The sequence below is a fragment of the Anaerolactibacter massiliensis genome (assembly GCF_900290205.1).
GTDB classification, from domain to species: domain Bacteria; phylum Bacillota_I; class Bacilli_A; order Erysipelotrichales; family Erysipelotrichaceae; genus Bulleidia; species Bulleidia intestinalis.
The window spans coordinates 119,097-145,102 of the sequence record NZ_OLMH01000001.1 but is presented as its reverse complement, the minus strand read 5'-3'; the positions used below and the strand labels follow the sequence as shown (position 1 = coordinate 145,102).

At 50.5% G+C, this 26,006-nt stretch carries 30 protein-coding genes; all 30 read right to left on the bottom strand.

Annotation, left to right across the window (positions count from 1 at the left end):
• Positions 1–42: 42 nt before the first annotated feature.
• Positions 43–1,272 carry a toxic anion resistance protein gene (locus C7E00_RS00775; protein WP_105302465.1) on the bottom strand — a complete coding sequence of 410 codons (1,230 nt, stop codon included), beginning with the start codon at positions 1,270–1,272 and terminating at the stop codon, positions 43–45.
• A 251-nt stretch (positions 1,273–1,523) separates the two neighbouring features.
• Positions 1,524–2,492, bottom strand: a complete 969-nt coding sequence (locus C7E00_RS00770) for a ribose-phosphate diphosphokinase (RefSeq protein ID WP_105302464.1) — start codon at positions 2,490–2,492, stop codon at positions 1,524–1,526.
• Between the two features lie 79 nt (positions 2,493–2,571).
• Positions 2,572–3,513: a bifunctional UDP-N-acetylglucosamine diphosphorylase/glucosamine-1-phosphate N-acetyltransferase GlmU gene (locus tag C7E00_RS00765; RefSeq protein WP_105302463.1), complete on the bottom strand. Its 942-nt coding sequence runs from the start codon at positions 3,511–3,513 to the stop codon at positions 2,572–2,574.
• A gap of 18 nt (positions 3,514–3,531) precedes the next feature.
• Complete coding sequence (locus C7E00_RS00760) at positions 3,532–4,386, bottom strand: 4-(cytidine 5'-diphospho)-2-C-methyl-D-erythritol kinase (protein ID WP_105302462.1); 855 nt, start codon at positions 4,384–4,386, stop codon at positions 3,532–3,534.
• Complete coding sequence (gene rsmA, locus C7E00_RS00755; protein ID WP_105302461.1) at positions 4,383–5,228, bottom strand: 16S rRNA (adenine(1518)-N(6)/adenine(1519)-N(6))-dimethyltransferase RsmA; 846 nt, start codon at positions 5,226–5,228, stop codon at positions 4,383–4,385. The genes C7E00_RS00760 and rsmA overlap by 4 nt, the downstream gene beginning before the upstream one ends.
• Entirely contained in the window at positions 5,221–5,754 is a 534-nt protein-coding gene (gene rnmV / locus C7E00_RS00750; protein WP_105302460.1) for a ribonuclease M5, read from the bottom strand. Before rnmV ends, rsmA begins: the two co-directional genes overlap by 8 nt.
• Positions 5,741–6,523 carry a TatD family hydrolase gene (locus tag C7E00_RS00745; RefSeq protein ID WP_105302459.1) on the bottom strand — a complete coding sequence of 261 codons (783 nt, stop codon included), beginning with the start codon at positions 6,521–6,523 and terminating at the stop codon, positions 5,741–5,743. The genes rnmV and C7E00_RS00745 overlap by 14 nt, the downstream gene beginning before the upstream one ends.
• Before the next feature lie 2 nt (positions 6,524–6,525).
• Positions 6,526–7,848: a tRNA uridine-5-carboxymethylaminomethyl(34) synthesis GTPase MnmE gene (gene mnmE / locus C7E00_RS00740; protein ID WP_105302950.1), complete on the bottom strand. Its 1,323-nt coding sequence runs from the start codon at positions 7,846–7,848 to the stop codon at positions 6,526–6,528.
• 10 nt (positions 7,849–7,858) lie between these two features.
• Entirely contained in the window at positions 7,859–8,404 is a 546-nt protein-coding gene (locus C7E00_RS00735; RefSeq protein ID WP_105302458.1) for a hypothetical protein, read from the bottom strand.
• A gap of 195 nt (positions 8,405–8,599) precedes the next feature.
• The gene (locus tag C7E00_RS00730; RefSeq protein ID WP_235897245.1) at positions 8,600–9,022 is read right to left on the bottom strand and encodes an Hsp20/alpha crystallin family protein; all 423 of its coding nucleotides are present in this window, start codon (positions 9,020–9,022) and stop codon (positions 8,600–8,602) included.
• 46 nt (positions 9,023–9,068) lie between these two features.
• The gene (locus C7E00_RS00725) at positions 9,069–9,470 is read right to left on the bottom strand and encodes an Hsp20/alpha crystallin family protein (protein WP_105302457.1); all 402 of its coding nucleotides are present in this window, start codon (positions 9,468–9,470) and stop codon (positions 9,069–9,071) included.
• A gap of 390 nt (positions 9,471–9,860) precedes the next feature.
• Positions 9,861–10,262 (bottom strand): ATP synthase F1 subunit epsilon, encoded by a 402-nt coding sequence (gene atpC / locus C7E00_RS00720; RefSeq protein WP_105302456.1) that lies wholly within the window; start codon positions 10,260–10,262, stop codon positions 9,861–9,863.
• The gene (gene atpD / locus C7E00_RS00715) at positions 10,259–11,650 is read right to left on the bottom strand and encodes a F0F1 ATP synthase subunit beta (protein ID WP_105302455.1); all 1,392 of its coding nucleotides are present in this window, start codon (positions 11,648–11,650) and stop codon (positions 10,259–10,261) included. Before atpD ends, atpC begins: the two co-directional genes overlap by 4 nt.
• A 12-nt stretch (positions 11,651–11,662) precedes the next feature.
• Positions 11,663–12,517 carry an ATP synthase F1 subunit gamma gene (atpG, locus tag C7E00_RS00710; protein WP_105302454.1) on the bottom strand — a complete coding sequence of 285 codons (855 nt, stop codon included), beginning with the start codon at positions 12,515–12,517 and terminating at the stop codon, positions 11,663–11,665.
• Position 12,518: 1 nt separating this feature from the next.
• Entirely contained in the window at positions 12,519–14,045 is a 1,527-nt protein-coding gene (gene atpA, locus C7E00_RS00705) for a F0F1 ATP synthase subunit alpha (RefSeq protein ID WP_105302453.1), read from the bottom strand.
• Positions 14,042–14,587, bottom strand: a complete 546-nt coding sequence (locus C7E00_RS00700; protein WP_105302452.1) for a F0F1 ATP synthase subunit delta — start codon at positions 14,585–14,587, stop codon at positions 14,042–14,044. The genes atpA and C7E00_RS00700 overlap by 4 nt, the downstream gene beginning before the upstream one ends.
• The gene (gene atpF, locus C7E00_RS00695; RefSeq protein WP_105302451.1) at positions 14,577–15,092 is read right to left on the bottom strand and encodes a F0F1 ATP synthase subunit B; all 516 of its coding nucleotides are present in this window, start codon (positions 15,090–15,092) and stop codon (positions 14,577–14,579) included. The genes C7E00_RS00700 and atpF overlap by 11 nt, the downstream gene beginning before the upstream one ends.
• Before the next feature lie 16 nt (positions 15,093–15,108).
• Positions 15,109–15,348 carry a F0F1 ATP synthase subunit C gene (locus tag C7E00_RS00690; RefSeq protein ID WP_105302450.1) on the bottom strand — a complete coding sequence of 80 codons (240 nt, stop codon included), beginning with the start codon at positions 15,346–15,348 and terminating at the stop codon, positions 15,109–15,111.
• A gap of 20 nt (positions 15,349–15,368) precedes the next feature.
• Positions 15,369–16,088, bottom strand: coding sequence for a F0F1 ATP synthase subunit A (locus C7E00_RS00685; protein ID WP_235897246.1), 720 nt, complete (start codon positions 16,086–16,088; stop codon positions 15,369–15,371).
• A 4-nt stretch (positions 16,089–16,092) separates the two neighbouring features.
• Positions 16,093–16,440 (bottom strand): hypothetical protein, encoded by a 348-nt coding sequence (locus tag C7E00_RS00680; protein ID WP_105302449.1) that lies wholly within the window; start codon positions 16,438–16,440, stop codon positions 16,093–16,095.
• Positions 16,441–16,614: 174 nt separating this feature from the next.
• Positions 16,615–17,007: a holo-ACP synthase gene (locus C7E00_RS00675; protein WP_105302448.1), complete on the bottom strand. Its 393-nt coding sequence runs from the start codon at positions 17,005–17,007 to the stop codon at positions 16,615–16,617.
• Positions 17,008–17,092: 85 nt separating this feature from the next.
• Positions 17,093–17,983 carry a fructose bisphosphate aldolase gene (locus C7E00_RS00670; protein ID WP_105302447.1) on the bottom strand — a complete coding sequence of 297 codons (891 nt, stop codon included), beginning with the start codon at positions 17,981–17,983 and terminating at the stop codon, positions 17,093–17,095.
• An 81-nt stretch (positions 17,984–18,064) separates the two neighbouring features.
• Positions 18,065–18,970: a ParB/RepB/Spo0J family partition protein gene (locus C7E00_RS00665; RefSeq protein WP_105302446.1), complete on the bottom strand. Its 906-nt coding sequence runs from the start codon at positions 18,968–18,970 to the stop codon at positions 18,065–18,067.
• A complete protein-coding gene (locus C7E00_RS00660) occupies positions 18,970–19,761 on the bottom strand; it encodes a ParA family protein (RefSeq protein ID WP_105302445.1) in 792 nt (263 codons plus the stop codon). The genes C7E00_RS00665 and C7E00_RS00660 overlap by 1 nt, the downstream gene beginning before the upstream one ends.
• 19 nt (positions 19,762–19,780) lie before the next feature.
• Complete coding sequence (locus tag C7E00_RS00655; RefSeq protein WP_105302444.1) at positions 19,781–20,587, bottom strand: nucleoid occlusion protein; 807 nt, start codon at positions 20,585–20,587, stop codon at positions 19,781–19,783.
• 12 nt (positions 20,588–20,599) lie between these two features.
• Entirely contained in the window at positions 20,600–21,298 is a 699-nt protein-coding gene (gene rsmG / locus C7E00_RS00650; protein WP_105302443.1) for a 16S rRNA (guanine(527)-N(7))-methyltransferase RsmG, read from the bottom strand.
• Positions 21,299–21,353: 55 nt separating this feature from the next.
• A complete protein-coding gene (locus C7E00_RS00645) occupies positions 21,354–22,619 on the bottom strand; it encodes a glycoside hydrolase family 10-like protein (RefSeq protein WP_105302442.1) in 1,266 nt (421 codons plus the stop codon).
• Complete coding sequence (locus C7E00_RS00640; protein ID WP_105302441.1) at positions 22,609–23,226, bottom strand: hypothetical protein; 618 nt, start codon at positions 23,224–23,226, stop codon at positions 22,609–22,611. The genes C7E00_RS00645 and C7E00_RS00640 overlap by 11 nt, the downstream gene beginning before the upstream one ends.
• Positions 23,223–25,103 carry a tRNA uridine-5-carboxymethylaminomethyl(34) synthesis enzyme MnmG gene (gene mnmG / locus C7E00_RS00635; protein WP_105302440.1) on the bottom strand — a complete coding sequence of 627 codons (1,881 nt, stop codon included), beginning with the start codon at positions 25,101–25,103 and terminating at the stop codon, positions 23,223–23,225. The genes C7E00_RS00640 and mnmG overlap by 4 nt, the downstream gene beginning before the upstream one ends.
• Complete coding sequence (locus tag C7E00_RS00630) at positions 25,093–26,004, bottom strand: hypothetical protein (RefSeq protein ID WP_105302439.1); 912 nt, start codon at positions 26,002–26,004, stop codon at positions 25,093–25,095. The genes mnmG and C7E00_RS00630 overlap by 11 nt, the downstream gene beginning before the upstream one ends.
• Between the last annotated feature and the right edge of the window lie 2 nt (positions 26,005–26,006).

The following is a 26,006-nucleotide window of genomic DNA, read 5'->3' as shown; positions in this document are numbered from 1 at the left end:
TTCTTTTTTAAAAGCGGAGAGTACTCTCTCCGCAGACGATTGCTACTGCTGCTTTCCGGCTTCGATGCTGCCGTTTTTTGTGACATCTTTCTGCACATTGATCTCGAGAAGCTTTGCATTGAGCTCTCCTTCGATCCGCTGAAGTTCCTCTTCTGCAGCCTGCCGTTTCTGGTGGCCTTCCTTCTGGATCTCCAGGACTTCATCCAGCGTCTTGATCAGTTCCTCATTCGTATGCTGGAGCGTCTCGATATCGACAATTCCACGCTCGGATTCCTTTGCAACATCCACCGTTGCCTGATGCAGCGTCTCGGCATTCTTCTTCAGCAGATCGTTGGTCATATTCGTGACCGCACGCTCTGCCTCCATCGCTTCCTTGCTGTGATCGATGCCAAGGGCCAGCACGATCTGGTTCTTCCAGAGCGGAATCGTATTGACCAGCGTGGACTGGATCTTTTCGGTCATCAGCGTGTCATTGTTCTGAAGCAGGCGGATCTGCGGTGCCATCTGCACGCTGATCTGTCTGGTCAGTTCCAGATCATAAAGCTTCTTCTCGAACCGATCGCATGCCTGGGCAAGATCATTCGCTGCCTGCGCATCCTCCGGGAGACCGCTCTTATTTGCCTTGGCTACTAACTCCGGCAGTTCATTCTGACGGATTTCCGCAAGCTTCTTCTTGCCGGCCAGAATATACATAGACAGCTCTTTCGTATTCTGTGCATTCTTGTCATACAGCTGATCCAGCAGAGCAATGTCCTTCAGCAGCTGAATCTGATGATCTTCCAGAATTGAAGCAATCTTATCGACATTGACTTCTGCCTTGTCATACTTCGCCTTATACTGCGAAACTTTATCTCCGCTCTTCTTGAACAATCCGCCGAAGAATCCCTTGTTTTTCTCTTCATCCGGAGCTGTGCTCTTCAGTTCCTGAACCAGTGTCGTCATCAGATCGCCGATCTCTCCGAGATCCTTGGTACGCACATTTTTCAGTGCAGAATCAGAAAAGTCCTGCACTTTCTTCTGAGCAGCACTGCCATATTCCAGAATGGTATTTGTATCTCTGATATTGATCTTTTCAGAAAAGTCTTCTACGGTCTTGCGTTCTGCCTCAGAAAGATGTGCATCCTGATACATCTCCTCCAAGGTCTTTCCCTTCTTCGGTTCTTCCTGCTTTTCTTCTTCCAGATTCTGAAGCTGGGTCTGCTGTTCTTCCTTCACTTCCTCAGGGGTCAGTGTCAATGTGATTTTCTGTTCCTGTGCCTGTGTCTCACTCATCAGATCGATCCTTCTTCTTTCTCTTGTCTGTTTCAGTATATCATGGACGCGGATTCACACCTGTGCCATTTTCAGCAGGGATCTATGCTGAGAACCAAGTCTTTCCAAGAAAAACATGAACATTTTCTGAAACACGATTCCAGCTTCTATGATCCGGAACCAGCGATCAGTAATTGCTGAATCCAGCTCACAGGCTTTTCACGCAGAAAAAAAGTGCATTCCCGGATTCCGGAATCGCACTTCAATCGGTTTCAGTTCTGATCTTCGTACATGTCGTAGACGCGGGATACAGAAGTATGATTCTGAATCGCATCAATCGTCTCAGCAAGCACATCAGCCATGGAAAGCTGAACAATCTTCGTGGTCTTAGCCTTCTTCTCAGGGCTCAGCGGAATCGTATCAGAAATCGCGAGCTCGTCAATCGGAGAACGCTCTATCTTCTCGATTGCATCTCTGGAGAAGACACCATGAGTGATGCCCACATAGATGTGCTCGGCTCCATTCCTCTTCAGCATGTCGCATGCCGCACAGAGAGAACCAGCCGTATCGCAGATATCATCCACGATCACGCAGTCCTTGCCATTCACATCGCCTATGATGCTCTGAGCTTCCACTTCATTCGGACGCGGTCTGCGCTTGTCGACAATCGCAATCGGCGCATGCAGGATATTTGCCATTCTGCGTGCTCTGACTACTCCGCCATGGTCCGGAGATACGACGACTACTTTATCCGGGTCAAGATTCTTGTTGCGGAAATATCTTCCGAGCAGCGGCATTGCGGTCAGATCATCAATCGGGATGTTGAAGAATCCCTGGATCTGTGCTGCATGCAGATCCACCGTTACAATCCGGTCTGCGCCAGCAGTCTGCAGCAGATCTGCGACCAGCTTGGACGTGATCGGCTGATGAGCATCAGCCTTGCGGTCCTGGCGCGCATAGCCGTAATACGGCATGATGACATTGATTTCTCCGGCACTGGCACGCTTCAGCGCATCAATGCAGACAAGAACTTCCATCAGGTGTTCGGTCACCGGCGGGCAGGTACTCTGAATGATGAATACTGAGCGTCCGCGCACAGTCTCCTGCGGCGTTACCATGATCTCCCCATCTGCGAAATGTTCGACCTTGATTTTGCCAAGCGGCAGGCCCAGATCTTTAGCAATTGCAGCTGCCAGATCAGTGCTGGATGTAAGAGCGAAGATGACCGTTTCCTTAACCATGTTAGTCTCCCTTTTTACTCTATCGGAAAGGCCCCGAACAGAAGATGACAGCCTTTCGTTTGCGTCTTGTAGTTTACCCTTAAAAAGCCTTCTTGTCTACCGTCCCGAGCTTCGTGAAATCCGGGATTTCAGCATCTGTCAGCGAGGTACCCATCCCGATTTCGACATTGTTTCCGACGGTGGTTTTTCCATAGAGTTCCACGCACGGATGAAGAATCACATCATGACCAAAGGTGACCTCCGGTCCGATGTATGCGGTGTCCGGATCCATCATCTGAACCCCAGCCTTCATCCACTTCGCATTGATCTGCTTTCTGAGCCATTTCGAAGCAGCAGCCAGCTCGGCGCAGTCATTGACACCCTGCACTTCTTCCGGATTCTCTGCTGCGACAGCATTCACCTTCCAGCCATGATTGCGGAAGATCTCAACCAGGTCCGTAATGTAATACTCATGCTGGGCATTGTCATTGCGGATCTCTTTCAGACCAGCCTCAAGCTTCTCAGTCTGGAATGCATAGATCCCGGTATTGATCTCATGAACCTGTTTCTCTGCTTCCGTGCAGTCCTTGAATTCCACGATCTTCTCAACCGTTCCATCCGCTTTCCGGATCACTCTTCCATAAGCAGAAGGATTCTCCAGAGAAACCGTCAGCACGGCCATGTCCGCGTGTTCTACTGCTTCATAAAGACGCTTCAGCGTCTCCGGCTGAATGACTGCCGCATCGCCATTGACGACTAGCACCGTTCCTGTTTCATGTTCCAGCTGGCGGGCCTGCATGACTGCGTGTCCTGTTCCAAGCTGCGGATCCTGCAGTGCAAACTCACATTGCCCTGCCAGTGCCTGCTCAACCAGCTCATGCCGGTAGCCGGTCACCGTGATGATCCGCTCTGCCCCTGCTTCTTTCAGACTGTTCAGAATCAGCTGAACCATCGGAACCTTCAGTACCTGATGCAGCACCTTCGGAAGATCGGACTTCATCCTCGTTCCTTTTCCTGCTGCCAGAATAATTGCATTCTTCATATGAATTCCCCTGACCTATTATACGCCTGCCCCCGATGAAAGAATCCGGGTTGTGCGCACAAACCAGTTATCCGCCCTGAGGGTTTCGGAAGCATCTCTCAATAGCCGCGGACTCTTCGTGATGCCGAATACCGTCGAACCGCTTCCGGACATCAGCACACCATCAAACCCGAGATCCACCATCGCTTCCTTCACTTCCCGGATCTCTTTCACGAGGTTCAGAGATACTTCTTCGAGGCTGTTTCCAAGCGAAGCAATCACGCCATCATAATCATTCTCTTCCAGCGCTTTCTTCATCGCTTCCACATCCGGGTGCACGATCGTATTGAAATCCAGCTTCTCAAATGCAGTCTTCGTGCTGACGCCCCGCTTCGGCTTGACAAGCAGAACGCCGAAATCCGGATGGCATGGGAACGGCTCGATCTTCTCGCCGATGCCTTCGACCAGAGCCGGCTTCGAGATCAGGCAGAACGGGACATCCGCTCCGACTTCTCTTGCACATTCAATCAGTTCTTCACGGGTCGTCGAGAGATGTTCCATGCGTGCAATCATGCGGATTGCCGCAGCCGCATCCGCACTGCCCCCGGCAAGCCCGGCCTGGGTCGGAATGTGCTTCTGAAGCACGCATGCATACTGCTGCGTGATCCCGAAATGTTCCTGCATCACATGGATTGCCTTGATCACGGTATTCTTGTCATTCACCGGCAGATAATACCGGTTCAGGGAAATCGTGGTCTCCTTGGCCGGAACCATCTCCAGCACATCATAGAAGTCAATCGGTACCATGACCATCTTCAGATCATGATATCCATCCTCTCTTCTGCGCACGACATCCAGACAGAGGTTGATCTTTGCATAACAACGTTCTTTCATTTCAGCACCTCGTAAATTCTCCGCAGCTCTTCCCCGCTTAATGACTGTGCTCTTCTTGAAGGATCAATGCCCGCTTTCTTCAATGCCTCTGCACTCTTTCCGGCATCCTGCAAGTATTCCTTCAGATTGTTGCTGATGGTCTTTCTTCTCTGTCTGAAGCAGCCTCTCAGAAGATCGAAATACGCATTCAGTTCTTCCTGCGTATCCGGGATCTCTTTTCTGGAAAACTGGATAATCACCGAATCCACCGCCGGAGAAGGATTGAACGATCTGCCCGGCACCGTGAACAGCTTGCGGATCTCATACAGATACTGCCCCTCTGCACTCAGCGCCGAATACTCCGGAGAATTCGGCTTTGCCGCAAACCGTTCTCCGACCTCTTTCTGCACCATGACGGTAATATACGGGATCTGTCCGTTCGCAAAGATCCTGAACAGCACCGGCGTCGTGATGTAGTACGGAAGATTGGCACAGATGGAGACACTGCCATACTCCTTCTTCAGTTCTGCCACCTTGGCATCCAGATCCGCCGTCATAAAATCCTGAAGAATGATCTCGACATTGTCATACGCAGACAGAGTATCTTCCAGAACCGGAATCAGATCCGGATCCACTTCATACGCCGTCACATGCCTGCTGTATCTGGCCAGCTGCTCCGTCAATGAACCAATGCCGGGACCGATCTCAATCACTGCCCCTTCGCAATGGCTCACCATGGCACAGCGTTCCACGATTACCGGATCCACCAGAAAATTCTGGCCGAATCCTTTCTTTGCACGCAGGTGATAGTTCTCCAGGATCTCCTTCGTCCTGGATGGAGCAGATATATAACGATCAGCCATTCAGAACCTCCTGAAGCTTTTCTTTCGTGATGCCGAGACTATTCAGCCGCGAGCACATCGTCCTGGCATTGCCATTGCCCAGATGGAGCGCTCTTCCGACCTGCTCTCTCAGCTGGCTGCTGTTCTCTCTTCCAGAGAGGCCGAGCTCATACAGATCCTGCATCGTGAGCTCCTCTTCCTGATCAGGGCGTTCCTTCACGAGATGAGAGAGTGCATCTTCCAGCGCTTGCTGGCCGGCATGTTCCACTCCTACCTTATGCGCGGTCTTAGCCAGTTCCTTGTCGATATATGCATTCAGACAGCCCGGCACTGCCTCATTGACCGCATGCCGGATCCGGTTGCCAGGACTGTCAGGATCCGTGAACACGATCACTCCCCTTGCCTTCTGAGCTCTCTGAATCAGACGGATCGTGAATTCCGACAGGCAGGTTCCATGCGTCTCGATGGTCTCGCAGTCATAGTACTTCTTCAGATTCTCCGTATCATGTCTGCCTTCCACCACAATCACCTGTTCAATCTTCTTCATCCTGACCTCCCAGGAAGCGTTCATAATTCGCAAAGACCTGTTCGCTCATCGTTTCTTCATCCACGCCCCGCTGCTCCGCCATGCATGCAAGAATATACGGAATATTCGATGGCTCATTTCGTGTCCCTCTGACCGGCTCCGGTGCCATATACGGACAATCCGTCTCCGTCAGCAGATACTTCGCATCCACCGCCCTGCATACTTCCTTGGCATGTCTGCTGTTATGGAACGTCAGCGCTCCGCCCAGCGCAATATAATAGCCGAGCTTCGTGAACTCAATCGCCATTTCCTTCGTTCCCGAGAAACAATGGAGAAGCCCTCTGGAACGATGAGCCTTCATGAGATCATACGTATCCTGCATAGCATCCCGGCTGTGCACCAGAATCGGTTTCTTCAGATGGTTGGCTAAATCAATCTGCCGGATGAACAATTCCTTCTGCAATTCATGAATTCCGGGGTCCTTCTCCCAGTGATAATCCAGACCGATCTCTCCGATCGAAATGACTTCCGGCTGTTCTGCAATGGAAACAAACCGGTTCCATACTTCTTCATTCACATTCAGCACATCATCCATGAAGATGCCTGCAGCCACCTGATAGCGGACAGGATCCTTCTTCGCAAAGGCAATTGCTTTCTCTGTCTCCTCCGGCTTCAGCGTGATGATCATCACCCGGTCGATATGCTTTTCCTCAATGCGAGAAATCACGGCATCAAAGTCTTCCTGAAATTCCTCACTCATGATATGAGCATGACTGTCAACATATCTCATAGCTATTTTCCAAGGCAGAACCGGCTGAATATCTCATCCAGAAAATTCTCTCTGCCTGCTTCTCCTGTGATTTCCTTCAGCGACTCCCAGGCCTTCTGAAGATCAATCGTGACAAGATCCGGCTCTGCTCCTTCCTTCAGTTCGCTGATCGCAGCACTCATGGCTTCTTCTGCCTGAATGGCCAGACCGATCTGACGCTCATTGTTCAGCGTATCGCTTCCGGCAGCCGCAATTCCTTCCGCAAACCGCTTCTCGATCTCTTCGATCAGCGGCTGAATCTCATGATTCTTTGCCGAGATGGAAACTGTTCCTGGAATCTGATTCAGATCTGCTTTGTTATAAACCTGAATATATTCCTGATCCTTCACGAGCTCCATCAGCTTCCGATCTTCCTCCGTGATGCCCTGGCTGCTGTCGAGAACCAGGATCACGAGATCTGCTTCTTTCAGTGCCTTCAGCGAACGCTCGATTCCCATCTGCTCAATCCGGTCGCTGCTTTCATGAATGCCCGCTGTATCAATCAGATTCAGCGTCACATTGCCTACTCTGACCGATCCTTCCACCAGATCCCTCGTCGTTCCGGCAACTTCAGTAACGATTGCCTTATCTTCTTCCAGCAGGGCATTGAGCAGCGAAGACTTGCCGACATTCGGTCTTCCGAGAATCACCGTATCAATCCCTGAACGGATCATCACCGCTTTCTCTGCCGTATCAATCAGCTGATTGATCTGTTCCAGCCACTTCTCTGCTTTCGGAAGAATCTCTTCATCTCTCAGCTGTTCCACATCCTCATATTCCGGATAATCAATATTCACTTCAATCTGTGCCAGAATCTGTGTCAGCGATTCCACCAGCGGATCAAGAATCCGCTTCACGCTTCCCTTCATCGAATGCACAGCCGATACCGCATTCACAGAATCCCTGGCATTGATCAGATCATTGATGCCCTCTGCTTCACTCAGATCCATCTTGCCATTCAGATAAGCCCGTTCCGTGAACTCTCCCCTGCGTGCAGGTTTCGCACCTGCCCCGAAAACTAAGGAGAGAACCTTGCGGGTGATATACACTCCGCCATGGCAGCTGATCTCGACGACATTCTCACCCGTATAAGACTTCGGCGCCCGATAGAAGCTGTACAGCACTTCATCCACGATCTTTCCGTTTTCTCTGACATCGCCATGACGGATCGTATATCCCGGAATATTGCTGAAGTCCTGCCCGCTTAACGAAGAAGCGATCGCAAATGCATCAGGTCCGCTGATCCGGATCATGGATACTGCTCCGGTACCCGGAGCAGTGGAAATTGCTGCAATGGTCTCATTCATAGGCATGCCTTCACTTCTCATTCCGGTAAGGATCAATGCTGCGGAGAGTCCCTTCTCCCGCGGCATTCACTCCTTCCAGTTCCAGATCCGGATGATGGGCCTTCAGAAATGCAGCAACTCTTCCGGCTTGCTCTTTCGTGGAAAGTTCAAACGCAGAATCATCATTCCCGTCTGTGACATGCATCATCAGCTTCCCATGATTCTCTTCCTGCAGCGATGCCTTCTTCAGATTCTCATAGACATACAGATGAAGATGATTCCGGTCGAATACCAGCATCCGCTGCTCCAGGAGGAACGCATAGCCGAGCATGATCGAATCATCAAACTCCTTCGCATCCGGAATCTTCTTCCATTCCCGGTTCACGGTGAACTTCGCCTTGTAATAGAAAAACATCACGACAATCAGAATGCATGCTGCAATCAGTGCTGCAGTCTTCGCGTTCTGTGTTCCCCTTCTGAAATAGATGAAGGCACAGGCAAAGATCACAAACGACAGCATCGGCAGGACTCTGGCATATTTCATTGAGATAAAAGACTGAATATATCGTCTGGTCATAAACCCTCCGGTACACACATTATATAAAAAAAGCCAGACACTTTCTGCCTGGCTTGCACGATGCGTCTGATCATCTCAGACGATGCTGTCTCTATCTATATCCCTGTTTTTCGCAGGTACCGGAAATCTTCCGGAAGAAGTCGGTCCTTTCAGGACGTATGGACTTTCACTGCTGCACTCTGCAGCAGACATTGCTTACTCAATTGCGATCGGTTCAGCCTTGTTCTCTAGCTTTCTCGTTTCATCATAAGCCGGGAACTCAAGGCTCAGCGTACCGTCTTTATAGGACGCATGCACATCGGTATCCTTTACCTGGCCACCTACATAGAAGCTTCTGGTATAAGCACCGCTGTAGCGCTCCTGACGGATCAGCCTGCCCTTCTTATCCTTGGTATCCTTGTTCGAATCATGCTGTGCATGAATGGTCAAGGTACCATTCTTCAGAGAAACCTTGATATCTTCCTTGCTGAATCCAGGAAGATCCGTCTTCATCAGGTACTTTCCGTCTTTCTCGGAAATATCAGTCTTCATTGCCGGCTCCAGATCAAACACCGGAGAACGGAATACATCATCGAACAGATCAAAATCATTTCTGACATCAGGCATAAACATCATCATGAGTCATCTCCTTTTTCAATCTGCATCAATCAATGAAATGCACTGATTACTGAATGCTGATATACTTCTTTTCTTCCTCTTCCTTCTTCTCAGCAGAAGGCACTGTAACGGTCAGCACACCGTTATTGTAGCTAGCGTGGATATCGGATTCCCTCACACCATCGCCAACATAGAAAGTTCTGCTCTGACTGCCTGCATAACGCTCCTGACGGAGAATATTGCCCTTGGCATCCTTCTCTTCCTTGGTCTCGTTATGCTCTGCATTGATGGTCAGATTGCCATTGTACAGAGAGATCTTGATATCCTCTTTCTTGTACCCCGGCAGTTCGACATCCAGGGAATAAATGCCATCCTTCTCACGGATATCTGTCTTCATCAGATTTCCGTTTCCATAGAAGCTGTCATCGAAGAAATCATCGAATACATTTTTTCTTGGTAAATATCTCATATCATTACCTCCCGAGGTCTTTCACCTTACACCTATTGTTATAGTCATTTGGTTAGCAGTGTCAATAGTTGAGTGCTAATTTTTTACAATTTTTCTTTATGATGAAATAACGGCTTAATTAAAGCATTATTGTTCATTCTAAGCAAAAGTGATAAGGACCATATGAACATTTTTTCCTATCACAAGCAATAGCAGATATCATTTCTATCTGCTAATTGTCGGAGCTTTTGGAAACGAAAAACCGATGCTTTTTACCCGCATCGGTCATTTCTGATTATTTCTGATCTTTCTTCCCGGAATTCTTCTGCAGCTTTCCGGCAAGCCACCCCGCTGCGGTCATCAGAATCACTGCAGCAGCGGCAGTCAGAAATGGTTCTTTCTTTTCCTGACTCATTTTCTTTCCGCGACAGAGATCCGGTTGATCGCTCTCATGAGAGCAACCTGCGCTCGCTTCTGATCAATATTCGGATCAGCGGAAGCGAGGCGTTTTTCTGCTCTCTCTTTAGCGGCCTTGGCACGGTCTACATCGATTTCGCTCTTTTCTTCAATTGCGTCGGTCAGTATTTCCGCCTTGTTGCCGCGGAAATAGAACAGACCACCCGCAATGGCATATTCCTGGCGTTTCCCATCTTCATCCGTGGTCATTCTGCCGATTTTCAGCATTGTGACTAACGGCATATGTTCCGGCAGGATACCCTGCTGGCCCGCTTCCGTCTCAATGTTGACGATCGAAGCGTCCATTTCCTTATAGACTCCCTTCGGAGTCATGATGCGGCAGCGGATCGTACTCATTTCAGAGTCTCTGCTTTCTTGACAACGTCTTCGATCGTTCCGACTGACAGGAATGCCTGCTCCGGAAGATCGTCATACTTGCCATCCAGAATCTCTCGGAAGGAACGTACCGTATCCTTGACCGGCACATAGACACCCGGGATACCGGAGAACTGTTCTGCCACGGAGAATGGCTGCGACAGGAAGTTGCGGATCCGGCGGGCCCGGTTGACAACCTTGCGGTCATCTTCGCCGAGTTCTTCCATACCGAGAATTGCGATGATATCCTGGAGTTCCTTATAGCGCTGCAGAATCTGCTGTACCTGGCGGGCAACCTGATAATGTTCCTCACCGATGACAAGCGGATCCAGCATACGGGACGAAGAACCAAGCGGATCAACTGCCGGATAGATGCCTAATGCGGCAATCGAACGATCCAGGACCAGACGAGCATCGAGATGAGAGAAGGTCGTCGCCGGTGCAGGGTCAGTCAGGTCGTCAGCAGGCACGTAAATTGCCTGCACGGAAGTGATGGATCCCTGTCTGGTCGACGTGATGCGCTCCTGAAGCTGGCCCATTTCCGTTGCCAGGGTCGGCTGGTAGCCGACTGCACTCGGCATACGTCCGAGCAGTGCGGATACTTCCGAACCAGCCTGGGTGAAACGGAAGATGTTATCAATGAACAGCAGCACATCCTGATGTTCTTCATCACGGAAATATTCTGCCATCGTCAGTGCCGAAAGCGCGACCCGCATTCTGGCACCCGGAGACTCATTCATCTGGCCATAGGTCAGAACGGTATTCTTCAGGACACCGGAATTCTTCATTTCATAATACATGTCGTTGCCTTCACGGGTACGTTCTCCGACACCCGCAACGACGGAACGGCCGCCATGCTCGATGGCAATATTATGAATCAGTTCCTGCATCAGGACAGTCTTGCCGACACCGGCACCGCCGAACAGACCAATCTTGCCGCCCTTGGAATACGGGCAGAGCAGGTCGATGACTTTGATGCCGGTCTCAAGAATCTCAGACCCTGTGGTCTGATCTGCGAAGGCAGGAGCCTCGCGGTGAATCGGCATATGCTTCTTCGCATTCACCGGTCCCAGTCCGTCAATCGGCTCGCCGAGCACATTGAACATCCGTCCCAGCACCTCATCGCCGACCGGAACTTCAATCGGAGCACCGGTATCAATGCAGGTCATGCCGCGGACGAGTCCATCGGTCGAAGACATCGCGATGCAGCGGATGATGTCATCTCCGATATGCTGTGCAACCTCGGCGGTCATCTCGTGGTCTCCAGCCTCGATCTTGATTGCATTCCGGATGGAAGGCAAGTTCTCCGGCCGGAAGCGGATATCTACGACAGGTCCGATGACCTGCACGATTTTTCCTGTTTCACTCATTCGATTCCCTCCTTACACTGCATTGGAACCACTGACAATCTCCGTGATTTCCTGCGTGATCGCAGCCTGTCTTGCCTTGTTGTATTCCAGCATCAGCGATTCGCTGAGATCATCTGCATTGTCTGTCGCATTCTTCATCGCTACCCGGCGGCTGCCCTGTTCTGACGTCGTGGATTCCATCCAGTCCGAATATGCAGCATCTTCGATCATCATCGGAATCAGCTGATCCAGGATCGTGATCGGATCCGGTTCAAACAATGTCTCCTGATGCTCGCCAGCCGGCTCTTTGTCATCAAGCTTCGCTTCGCACGGAAGCAGCACATCTTCAGCAGGCTCGAACTTCATCGTATTGATGAACTTCGTATACAGCACCTGAACTGTGCCGACTTCTTCGTTCAGATACATCTGCACGCCGATCTTCACCTGTTCCTTGAGCTTTGCAAAATCCAGGCGATCAGAACTGATTGGTTCCTCATTCAGCAGATGGAACCCCTGTTCCTGAAACTGCCGATAAAGCGATGTTCCGATCAGAATCATCGGATCATCCGGCTTCAGCGTCTCTCTTGCCATCTTCAGCACTGCAGAGTTATAGCCCCCGCAAAGCCCCAGATCAGAACAGAATACGATCGTGAACTTCTTCGGATTCTCTGAACGCCGGGTGATGAATACTTCATCCACATCCGGGTTCCTTGCGACAATCTCATTCACGGTTTCCTGAAGCCTCTCTGAATATTCCCGATTCGCTTCCATCGCATTGCGCTGCTTGAACAGTTTGGCATTGGCAATCATCTCCATTGCCTTCGTGATCTTGCGCGTGCTGTTGACAGACTTGATGCGGGAACGCAGCGCCTGCTTCGAGGTAGCCATATCAGTTCACTCCTCTGGCAAGATTGAACTGTTCCGTGATTTCCTTCATTCCCTCTGAGATCTTTGCACTCAATTCATCACTGAGCTGACCAGTCTTCTCGATCTCATCGATGATTTCCGGATGATTTGCCTTGAAATACGCATGCATCTTGCGCTCGAACGAAGAAACCTCTTCGGTCTTTACCTGATCAAGATACCCATTCTTCGCTGCAAACAGGGAAAGCACCTGCTCCGCCATGGACATCGGCTGATACTGCGGCTGCTTCAGGAGCTCCGTGATTCTGGCACCATGCTCGATGATCTTCTTCGTGCTTGCATCAAGATCGGACCCGAACTGCGCAAAGCTGAGCATTTCATTGTACTGAGCAAGCTCCAGCTTCAGCGAAGAAGAAACCTTCTTCATCGCCTTCGTCTGCGCATTCGAACCGACACGGGAAACAGAAAGACCAGAATCTACTGCCGGTCTTACACCGCTTGCAAACAGATCCGTCTGCAGGAAGATCTGACCATCGGTAATGGAAATGACATTCGTCGGAATATATGCGGAGATATCACCCGCCTGCGTCTCAATGATCGGCAGAGCCGTCAGAGAACCGCCGCCCAGCTCATCATTCAGCTTGGCAGCCCGCTCCAGCAATCTGGAATGCAGATAGAATACGTCACCAGGATATGCTTCACGTCCCGGAGGCCTGCGGAGCAGCAGCGACATCGTACGATAAGCAACTGCATGCTTGGACAGATCATCATAGACAATCAGAACATCCTTGCCCTGCTCCATCCACTCTTCGCCGATCGCACAGCCTGCATAAGGCGCAATATACTGCAGCGGCGCGGTCTCAGACGCACTCGCATCCACGACCACCGTATAGCTCATCGCATCATTTTCCTTCAGCTTCTGCACCAGACGTGCAACCGTGGATTCCTTCTGACCGATGGCAACATAAATGCAGTAGACATTCTTGCCCTTCTGATTGATGATCGTATCAATCGCAATTGCCGTCTTGCCGGTTTCCCGATCTCCGATGATCAGCTCACGCTGACCTTTGCCGATCGGAATCATCGAGTCAATGACCTTAAGGCCAGTCATCAGCGGCTGATAAACCGAACGTCTTGTCATGACTCCCGGAGCAACCCGCTCAATCGGGCGAGTCTTCTCCGTATGGATTTCTCCCTTATCATCAATCGGCTGTCCGAGGGCATTCACCACCCGGCCCAGCATCGCATCTCCGACCGGCACCTCAACAATGCGGCCGGTACGTCTCACTTCATCACCTTCACGGATTCCTACATCACTGCCAAGCAGTACGGCACCGATATGATCTTCTTCGAGGTTCATGACCATACCCATGACGCCATGCGGGAACTCCAGAAGTTCTGAGGACATTGCCTGATCAATGCCCTGGACCATGGCAATTCCGTCACCGACACTGATGACGTAGCCTACATCATCCGAATGAAGCTTTTCATCATAATCCCTGATCTGCTGTTTGATCAGGGAGCTGATCTCTTCCGGTCTGATCTGCTTCATGCCAGTCCTCCTTTCAGCAACGACTCTCTGAGTCCTTCAATTCTTGTCTTCATAGTTGCGTCCGTAACCTGATTCCCGATCCGGACTTTAATTCCAGCAATCAGCTTCGGATCCACCTGATTCTTCAGCACAACCTGCTTTCCGGTCTTCGTCTCCAGAGCTTTTCGGATGCGCTCAAGATCTTCTTTGCTCAGCTTTCTTGCAGAAGAAACCTCTGCGGTCTCAATGCCGAGCTTTTCGTTGGCAAGCACGATATAAGCCTGCAGCATCTCCCGGAGATAATACGTTCTTCCCCGGTCTACGAGAAGCTCCAGGAAATGCACCATATCCTGATCCAGACGACCCGAAAACACCTTGCAGATCATCGCCTTCTTCTCTTCTTCCGTCACGCGGACCGCCTGCAGGAACATAAGAAAATCCGGACACTGATCCAGAACCTCCAGAAGCGCTTCGCACGCTTCCTTCTTTTCCTCTACAGTTCCTTCATCCTCTGCCAGGCTGAACAGCCCCTGGGCATAGCGATTCGCAAGTTCACTCGTCATGGCCGGAAGCTTCCTTTACAAATTCATCAATTGCCTGACGATCCAGATCCGCACCGCTCTTCTCACCGATCAGCTTGCTGGCAGCAGCCATGGCCACATCTACCATTTCCCTGCGCATGCCTGCATACATCCGGGAGCGTTCCAGCTCAATCTGCTCATGAGCCTTCTGCTTCTCCTGATCAGCTTCCTTAGCAGCCTGAGCAAGAATCTGATCTTTCTCACTCTGCGCTTCTTTTACTGCCGCATTGACGATCTCCTCCGCTTTTCCGGAAGCATCGCTGAGCTGCTTTGCCGCAGCTTCGCGGTCGCTCTGCGCTTCCCTGCGCGCAGTCTCAGATGCAGTCAGATCTGCCTGCATCTTCTCCTGGCGCTTGTCCAGAAAACCAGATACCGACTTCCATAAAAATTTCTTTGCGAGCAGAAACAGGACCAGAGTGCTGCATAACTGTACGATCAACGTCAGGACATTCGGCACGAGCTTGCCGATAATGTCTACATTTAGCATCGGTCACTCACTCCGATCAGTAGACGAAGATCAGAAGAATAGCGACCAGCAGTCCGTAAATTGCACAAGTCTCAGAAAGAGCAATACCGAGAATCATCGTCGAACGGATCTTGGACTCCGCTTCCGGATTCTTTCCGATTGCATCGCAGGCATGCGCTGCAACCTCACCTTCGCCTCGGCCGGTCATGAAACCTGTCAGAACGGCGATTCCTGCACCGATTGCAACAAGTCCATCTCCTACTGTCTTTCCATCCATAGATTTTTCCTCCTTCAGTTTTATCTATCGATTGTTTTTGCTTCATCCGGCATATCATTGCCGATCAGCACCATCGTAAGCGTAACAAATACCAGTGTCTGAATGAAACCAGAGAACAGATCAAAATATGCATGCAGCAGCGGGGTCAGCACCGGTGCCATGAAGTTGAACACCGAACCGGCTGCGCCGAACCACGAAGCAATCTTATTGCTGAGCAGCTGCGCACCCAGATATATCAGCTGCATCATGATGCCGCCGCACGTGATATTGCCGAACAGACGCAGCGACATCGAAATCATCGTCGAGAACTTGCCGATAATATTCATCGGCAGCATCACCGGCAGAGGCTCAATGAACGAATGGAAATAAGCCTTCACGCCGCCATACCTGAATTCCGTGATCTGGATCAGCACCCAGGTGATAAATGCCAGCAGCAGCGTGACACTCAGATTCGCAGTCGGCGACTCCAGTCCGAAGAGGGAAATAATATTGGAGAAGAAGATATAAATCCACAATACAAGAATATACGGAGTCAGTTTCTTTGAAGTCTTTGTGCCGACATTCTGTTCGACCGAATGGAACACGGAATTGCAGCCAAGGATCACTGCTCCCAGAAACCCTTTCGGTTTCTGCATCGGATCCAGCTTATCAATCTTCTTCCCGATCACAACAAATGCAATTCCAAGAAGAATGGTCTCAAGAATAATGACATATACATCTGTCTGCACTGTCAGTTCCATTTTTCTACTGCTCCTTCTTTCTGCCTATTGCTGCATCCAGCAGAATGCTGAACTTGATGATCAGCAATCCCAAAGCACATGCGAAGATATTGAAGATGCCAGGCAGCTTTGCACAGAGTATCAGCACCGCAGCCATGATTGCATAGTGAATCGCAAACGTTCCCATGCCCGTCCATCTTCCGGTCTTTCCCTGATGCAGAATTTCTGTCCAGAAAGACTCATTATGCCGATAAAGCAGGATGGAGACTGCTTCTCCCAGAAGAAATCCGAGCGCATATGCTCGATCCAGGAGTCCTGTCAGAATCCCGATCCCTGTCAGAATCCAGCATAGTTTCCAGCTGCGGTCATTCATAACCAGAATTCATTTTACCCGCCATAAAGCGTTTACACAATCTGAAATTTCAAACTTTCATTCTTTTTCACAAGTGTGATTGCTCACATCTGTGAATAATCTGAGTTTAGCCGGCCATCCGGAATTCATCAATCAACATAAATCCCATTATGTCACCTTGTTTCCGGGATTGCATCAGTGTACGCTTTCACCCGCCGCAATCGCTGACGCATATTCATGATCTGCGGATACTGAGATCAGAATCATTCTGATTCCTGCCTGTTCCAGGTATGGTCTCAGATACCCTTCCGTATTTACATACGGAGAACCATCTTCATGATGGAGGGATTCGATCTTTCTCAGATCAGGCGACTGATCCTTCAGAATCGGGGCAAGCACCTTGAACACCGCTTCCTTCACTGCAAACCTTGAAGCATAGAACTCTGCTTTCTTTGCCCGCGAAGAAGCCTCCATGCGTTCATGTTCTGTGAAAGTACGCAGGAAGAAAGGATCTGCTTCTCCTCCCTGATCCAGAATCTTCTGGATTCTCGGAATATATACCAGGTCTGTCCCGATTCCTTTCAGCATAGCTTCATCTTATCAGAAACATCATTGTGCCGGACCAGAAAAAAGAGCTGGCTGACCAGCTCTCCCTGCAGTTTCCATATCAGATTCAGGCAATTGATGCCTGGTAGATCTTCTCAATGGCAGAATTCAGTGTCTCATTGAATTCTTCATCGGTCTGCTGCAGACGCAGATCCTGAGCAAGCGCTCTTGAGAACGAAGCGATCATGCCGTGATTCTCGGCAAGCAGCTCGCATGCATGGTCCTGGGTATAGCCGCCGGACAAGGCGACGACTCTGACCACATGTTTCTCTTTCATCAGATCCTGATAGAAATCCGGGACTGTCGGAATCGTGAGCTTGAAGATCACCTTTGCAGAATCCGGCAGCTTGCTGAGATGCTCGAAGAAGCACTGCTTCAAGAGCTTCTCTGACTCTTCCTTATGCGGATTATGGATATCCACTTCCGGCTCGATGAACGGAACCATATCATGACTGCTTACTTTCCCTGCAATCTCAAACTGCTGATCCACGATCTTCCGGATTCCTGCTTCATCATAGTCATAGATCACGGAACGCTCTTTCGTGCCGAAAATATGACGCTCTCTGTGGGCACGCTCCAGCGTCTCGTCCAGTCCCGGAATCGGCTTCATCATCTTCACATGATCTGCTTCTTCGGCAAGTCCCTTATCGATCTTCAGGATCGGGACAATTCCCTTTTCTTCCCAGAGATAGTCGCCAGTATACCTGCCTTCCACCTTGCGATCCATGGTATTCTCAAACAGGATTGCAGCAAGGATATGCTCGCTGGTAAACGCAGGACTGGTGATGATTCTGGTTCTCATCTGATGAACCAGATCAAACATCTCCTCGTCATTATGCCATTCGTCTCCCTTCAGGCCATAGGCCTTCAGTGCCTTCGGCGTAGAACCTCCGGACTGATCCAGTGCGGCAACAAATCCAAGCCCGCTGTGCATACGATTCAGCTGTTTTTCATTCATATGAACTTCTACCTCCTGTCAATGCCGTTATAGCACTTTTCCCGGAACGTATTCAGCAGAAGTCATAAGAAAAGACAGGAACTACTCCTGCCTCGATTCTTCCAGCATTCCAAGCTGTTCCAGGATCCGGTTCAGATCATCGGTATCCGTGAAATGGATGCTCAGATTCTTCCCGCTGACTGTAACCTTTGTGCCAAGCCTGCTGCTCATGCGGCTTTCCAGATCCAGGATCATCGGATCCTTTTCCGGTTCCTTCTTCTTATGTATCTTAGCCTGATCGCCCTGCAGCTGCTTGACATAAGCTTCTGCTTCCCGGACACTCATCTTCTTGTTCAGAATGACCTGAGCAGCCTCATACATCTGATCTTCCGAGCCAAGACTCAATAACGGTCTGACATGCCCCATCGTCAGCTTGCGGGCAGTCACCATCTCCTGCACTGGCTGCGGCAATTTCAGAAGTCTCAGCATATTGGCACAGTATTCTCTCGACTTGCCGACCCGTTCGGCAAGCTTTTCCTGTGTATAGCCAAGCCTGCGGATCAGAGAATCAAATGCCGCTGCTTCTTCCATCGGATTCAGATTTTCTCTCTGGATATTCTCCAGCAGGGAAATTTCCATCATCTGATCTTCTGTGAAGTCTACCGAGATCGCAGGCACTGTTTCCAAGCCCGCAATCTTCGCTGCTCGAAGTCTTCGTTCTCCGGCAATGAGTTCATAGCCCTGCACGCTCTTGCGCACCAGCAACGGTGAGAAGATCCCATGGAGCCTGATGGAATCTGCCAGTTCATTCAGCGCTTTCTCATCAAATTCCTTCCGAGGCTGATACGGATTCGGACGAATCTCTCCGACTGGAATTTCTACTTCTTTTCTGCCTGGAGCTTCTGTCGCATTGTTCTGGATATCATCCAGGAACTTTTCCACATCATGACCGAATATGGAGTCCAGACCTCTTCCGAGAGCAGGCTCCTTCTTCCTGTCTTTCGCCATCAGTGTCCTCCCTTCTCATTCTGCGCAATCACTTCCTGAACCAGGCTGATATATGCCTTCGCACCCTCTGAGCGCGTATCATACTCAAAGATACTCTGGCCTCTGGAAGGAGCTTCGCTCAGTCTGACATTGCGCGGAATATACGTCCGGTATACTTTTTCCTTGAAATACTTCCGCACTTCCTGCTGCACTTCCACGCTCAGCTTCGTGCGGACATCAAACATCGTCAGCAGCACTCCCTCAATCGAGAGATGCGGATTCCAGAGCTTCTGCACCAGCCGGATCGTGCTCAATAGCTGCGTCAGTCCTTCCAGCGCAAAGTATTCGCACTGCACCGGAATCATAACCGAATCGGCTGCCGTCAGAGCATTCGTATTCAGAAGGCCCAGACTCGGCGGGCAGTCAATGATGATGTAATCATACTGATCCTTCACCTGATCCAGCTTCTTCTTCAGAAGATTCTCTCTGCCTACCGTATACTCAGAACTCGCCATTTCCACATCTGCCCCGGACAGATCAATCGTCGCCGGCAGCAGATCGAGCGGCGGCATATCCAGATGAACGACTGCGCTGCTTACCAAATCATCGCCCATCAGAACCTGATACACGGAATGGTTCCGATCAAACCCGACTCTGGCTGCACCGATGCCATTGCTCGCATTGCCCTGCGGGTCAAAATCCACCAGAAGAACTTTCTTATTCACATAGGACATCCCGGCACTGACGTTGATGCTGGTAGTGGTCTTGCCAACACCGCCTTTCTGGTTGGCAACCGCAATAATCTTTCCCATAACACTTTCCCCTTATTCATTACCTGGGGAACCGCACGATGATGCGGACGTCCGTACTGGTTTCTTCCGTCTCCGTAACGACATCGATTCCCATTTTCTTAATCATGCTCACGCACTTGTTCACCGAGTTGACCCCGATCTGAATATTTCTCGTAAATCCTCTGGTCTTCTGACGCCTGTGCGTTCTGGAAGGACCTGCCACCTTTTCCACATAAGCCTCTGTCTGCCTGACATTGAGACCATGTTCTTCTATATAGTGATATGCATTCGTCTGCTTCTCTGCCGGCAGAGCAAGCAATGCCCTGGCATGACGCTCTGAAAGCTTGCGGTCAGCCACCGCATCCTGCACTTCCTGCGGAAGATTCAGAAGACGGATCTTGTTGGCCACAGCAGACTGAGATTTCCCGACCCGCTCGGCAACCTGCTCCTGTGTAAAACCTGCCTGCCGCATAATCTGCACATAAGCCTTAGCTTCTTCCACTGCTGTCAGATCTTCTCTCTGGATATTCTCCACCAAAGCCATCTCGGCGGCCTGGTTTTCATCCGGCGACAGGATATAGCACGGAATCTCGTTCATGCCAGCAAGCTGACATGCCCGCCATCTCCGTTCTCCCGCAATGATTTCATAGCCATCTTCTGTCTGTCTCACCGTGATCGGCGTGATCAGACCATTCTGCTGAATCGAAGCACTGAGCTCCTCGATCGCTTCTTCATCAAAACGGACTCTCGGCTGATAGCGGGATGGATGAATGTCACTGACTGGCAGACTGACAACCTGACCAGTCCGGCTCTTATCAAAAAAGTCAAACAGATTCTTTCTTGCCATAACTGCTCTCCATCAAAGCGGTTTCTTATGAATCCGGGCATAAGGCCGCGGATACTCTGCCGGGGTGCTCTTCACTTTCCGGTAAATCAGATTCGTGCGCAGATCTCCTGTTTCCAGAGAAGTATCGACCATCTTCTCATTCTCTGCACCAAGCACGGAAACCGCATGTCTCGCTTCTTCTGCTTCTTCTCTGCCCCGGCTTCCTTTCATCGCAATGAAGAGACCATTCTTCTTCAGAAGCGGAATGCATAATTCCGCTAATACAGGCAGCGGCGCAACCGCTCTTGCCGTAACCGCATCGAAGGACTCCCGATGCTGTTTTGCATAATCTTCTGCCCGCTCATTGACCGCAATGACATTCTGCAGCTTCAGCTGGGAAATGACTTCATTCAGAAACGCTACCCGCTTCCCGGTTGGTTCCAGCAGAACCAGCTTCAGGTCCGGACGCGCAATCGCCCAGATGATCCCGGGAAATCCGGCCCCGCTCCCCACATCGCATACCGTGCCATGAATCTCTGCCTCGCCTAACGGAATCAAGCTGTCCAGAAAATGCTTCTGATATACCTCTTCCGGCTCCGTGATGGCAGTCAGATTCATTTTTTCATTCCATTCCCTCAGAAGAACTGCATCCTGACTGAGCTGACTGAGCATCTCATCCGTAAGAGAGATCCCGAGCTCTCCCGCCTTCTGACGCAATTCTTCCAGAGTCATGAATTCACCTCACAGTACAGACATTCTACAACGATTATTTCCCGGGTGAAAGACATCAGCGGGACGAAATGTAATTATTTATGTGGACAATTTCGTTTTCCACAATTTTCTTGGTATCTTCCGTCGGCGCCCACAGCGAAGAATAGCTGTAATACACCACGCCGCTGCTGCCATAGGTATCGAGTGCCATTGCCGTCTGACGTTCCAGCATGTCATCATTCGTGACCCACTCCCGGTTTGCCTTCTTACTGCCGAGATCATACGTCTCGCCGATGCTGTAAGCCGCAAGCCCCGGCATCAGGAGCACATCGCTGCCTTCGGTGATCTTCAGCCATTCCTGAAGTGTGGACTCATAAGGCTTTACCGGATGCAGGAATCCCCAGTAGATCTGAGGAATCAGATAATCCACAGTTCCCTGGGCTACCCAGTCTTCCGGATAAGCATAGTAAAGAGAATGATTATTATCATTATTTCCTGCCGGAGAAATTCCGAAGCGAATCGAAGGATTCACTGCCTTCACCGCATCATGAATCTCCTTGACCAGCTGATCCACATTTGCCACCCGGAATGCTTCCAGGGTCAGATCCGGATTTTCTTTCTGTGCCGTCGAATAAACATAGGCATCGAACTTCTTCTCGGTTCCGGATGGATAGAAATAATCATCCATGTGGATGCCATCCAGCTCATACTTCGACAGCATCTCCTGCACCACGGAGACAATCAGCTGCCTGACTTCCGGATAAGCAGGATTCATATACCATCTGCCAGATACCGGCCGGACCCGTTCATTATTCTCATCAATCCATCCCCTGATGGGATTATTTCCCGTCAGCAGATCTTCTTCGCCGACTGCCACGGAACGCATCGGATTGATCCATGCCTCCGCATGCATCCCGGCCGCATGAACATACTCCAGGAAGATCGCCAGCGGATCATATGACGTATCCGGCATATAGCGGCTGCGCGGATAAATCTCTGAATCATACAGCGCATCTGTAAACGCAACCGCATGGATATAGATCGTATTGATACCAAGATCCTGCATGTTCCGGACCGCTTCTTCGACCGTAGCCCGGAATGCCGTTTCATCTTCCTCAGAACAGAGCAAGCGGTATTCGATATAAGACCACCATACCCCATATTCCGGTGAATGATTTACCGGTTCATAGGATGCATTGACCGCAGGCACAGGCGTCGGCCTGCTTTCTGCAGAAGCAGAAGGCGAAGCCGTCGCCGTTTCTTCCACAGCCGCTGATCCGCATCCGGAGAGCAGAAGAAAGCTGCTCAGCAGCAGCTTTCCCAGAGTTCCCTTATGCTTCATCAGTAATCAGCTCCGCACTCGGCAATGTCTCGATCCAGTCGCAGAATGCCCGCCATTCCGGCAGACGATGATTGCGGCGCTGTGCATAGATCGTCCTCAGCTGCCGGTAGCTGGTCGTCATGCGAGCTGTCATCTTGAATCCATCCGGATTGGAATACATGATCTCCAGATAATGCTGATTGGCAAGATCCTTGAGTGTGGAAACATCCTTGCCTTCTTTACTCAGCTTCTGAATATCAGCCTGCAGATCATTGTAGGCCTTCGTCTTTTCCTTCATGATCTCGATGATGCGCGGATCCACATATTCGATATAAGCAGAATCCAGATCGAATTTCGTGATCCGATGCAGCGAAGACTGGCTGCTGACAAACGTCAGAAAATGGTACCGCTCCGCATCTTTCCATGCCTTATTCGTCAAGGTCAGATCAAACTGAACAATCACGCCATTCAGAAAACTGTCTCTGCCTGCCTTCACATCCGCCAGACGGAGATTCCGTTCAGCAACCTCATCACACTTCTCCGGAAGATCGGATTCTCCTTCAAATCCCTTCACAGACTCTTCCAGACCATAGATGCACACAGAAGAAACAACATCCTGATATCTCATGATTTCGCAACTCCTTTCCCCTGCCGGATCGCAATTGCCAGTACTGCAAGGTCAGCCGGATTCACCCCGCTGATCCGGGATGCCTGGCCCATCGTCTCCGGCTTGTACTTCATCAGTTTCTGTCTTCCCTCGATGGAAAGATTATCAACTTCTTCATAGCGGAAATTCACGCCGAGCTTCTGCGAATCCATCGCTGCAAGCTTCTTCGCTTCCCGCTCTGCTTTGGCAATATAGCCCTCATACTTGATCTCGATATCTGCTTTCTCAGCAGTCCGCGGATCCGGATTTTCGCCAAGGCATTCCAGCAGCTCCCTGCTGGTCACGCCAGGCCGCTTCACGAGCTTCTCAGCATTTTCGCCGATATGGCCTTCCGGTTCATATCCTTTTTCTTTCAGATATGCCATGACCTTCGGATCATCCAGTTCTACTGTCAGATTCGAGAGATGATCTTTCAGTTCCTTCAGCTTTGCCTGCTTTTCCAGATACTTATCATGCCGTTCCTCACTGATCAGACCGGTTTCATAGCCCTTCTCAATCAGACGCTGCTCTGCATTGTCATGCCGTAACAGAAGCCGGAACTCTGCTCTGGAGGTCAGCAGACGATAAGGCTCCAGCGTTCCCTTGGTCGTCAGATCATCTGCCAGGACACCAATATAAGCTTCCTGTCTGCCGAGAATCAGCGGCTCTTTTCCTTCCAGCTTTCTCGCCGCATTGATGCCGGCAAGAATACCCTGACCGGCTGCTTCTTCATAACCAGAAGTTCCATTCACCTGACCGGCTGTAAACAGATTCTCAATGTACTTATTCTCAAACGACGGCTTCATCTGAATGGGATCCACCGCATCATATTCAATTGCATATGCATATTTCTTGATGATGCAATACTCAAAGCCAGGCAGCGTATGCGTCATGCGCTCCTGTACGTCTCTCGGCAGAGAAGTGGAAAATCCCTGCACATACGTCGTATCCAGAGAAAGACTCTCCGGCTCCAGGAACAAGAGATGCCTCGGCTTATCCTTGAAGCGCACCAGCTTGTCTTCAATGGACGGACAGTATCTCGGGCCTACACCTTTCACGACACCGGAATACATCGAAGACTTGTTCAGATTTGAAAGGATGATCTCATGAGTTTCCGGAGTCGTCCAGGTCATGTAGCAAGGCACCTGCTCACTGAACGGGCGGATGTGCTCCGTCGTCTCGCTGAACGCCAGGAACGCATCTGTTCCCGGCTCCAGTTTCGTCTTTGAAAAATCAATCGAAGCAGTCAGCACTCTCGGCGGAGTTCCGGTCTTCAGACGGAACGTGCGCAGCCCTGCGTCCCGCAGAGACTGCGAAAGCTCATTCGTCGTCTCTTCACGATCCGGTCCGCCCGGCGTCACTTCAGCACTGATCATGTTCAGACCAGCCATATAGGTGCCGGTTGTCAGAATCACGATATCGGAAGTGATGATACTTCCGTCTTTCAGCGTAACTCCCGTGACCTTGCTGTCCTGCACATTCAGCCGCACGGCCATTCCTGCCATGACGGTCAGATTCTGCTGATGCAGGCATACCTCCTGCATCATCGCTTTATAAGCAAGCTTGTCTGACTGCACCCGCAATGCCCTGACCCCAGGGCCCTTCGCACTGTTCAGCATCTTGAACTGCAAGGCAGTACGGTCTGCCGTAATCGGCATCTGTCCGCCCAGCGCATCAATCTCGCGCACGACAATGCCCTTGGCAGGACCTCCTACCGAAGGGTTGCATGGCATCTTGCCGATATTCTCAATACTCAGTGTCAGCATCAGGGTCCGATGCCCCAGACGCGCACAGGCAAGAGCTGCTTCAATTCCCGCATGGCCCCCGCCGATCACAATTACCTGATAATCATTCTTCATGGTTCAGCTCTTCCAGGAAAGACTCCAGTTCCGGATGTGCCTCTTCTTCCAGGATCCGGAATTCCGTCTTCGGTATCCTCAGCTTCTCTGCTGAGATCCGCAGTCTATAATACGTCACTCTTCCCAGGAATTCGAGCAGCCGCTCAGAATGATCTTTTGCCTGCGAAACAAACGGCAGCGCAACGATCATCTTCTTCTCATCAATGCGGATCAGATCCGTATGGCTTCCCCGGATCAGCTCAAAGTCTTTCTGCTCTTCCAGACATCTCTTTGCAAGACTCCTGGCTTTTGATTCTTCTGATCTGGTCAGCGAAGGATCCAGAATCTCGGAATGGATGAATGCCATCTGCTGACGCAGTTCATCCTTGCGGAAAATCGTCTCCCGCTCCCGGCTCTGCGAACTGGACCATACATCAATTCCGATCTTCTCAGCTTCCTGCAGAATCCGGACGGTAACCGATGGATCATCCTGATCCAGATAGGTGAAGCTTTCCAGCTTGTCATTGATCGTGATCCCGATATCCTTCGGATATACCGGTTCCAGAAAGAACACGACATCCGTCAGATACAGGCCCGTCATCTTCTCCGGAACTTTATGATCTCTCGACGCCTTCTCGATTGTCCTCTGCATATCCTGCAGATTGTCATATCCGTTCAGCGTTCCGTAGCGGTTCCACATCTGCTTCAGATTCAGCGTATGCATGCTGTCGAAATGCGCATACCCGACCAGACCCTTCTTCTTTCCCCGCAATCCGCGGGCATAGAAAAACAGCAGATCTCCCTTATGAAAATCTGAAAACCCGGTCCGTGCAGAAAGCCGCCAGAAATTGATATTGCGGCTTCCGCAAAGACGGTGATATTCAATCATTTTCTGATCAGTCGCATACGCAATGGAACTCATTT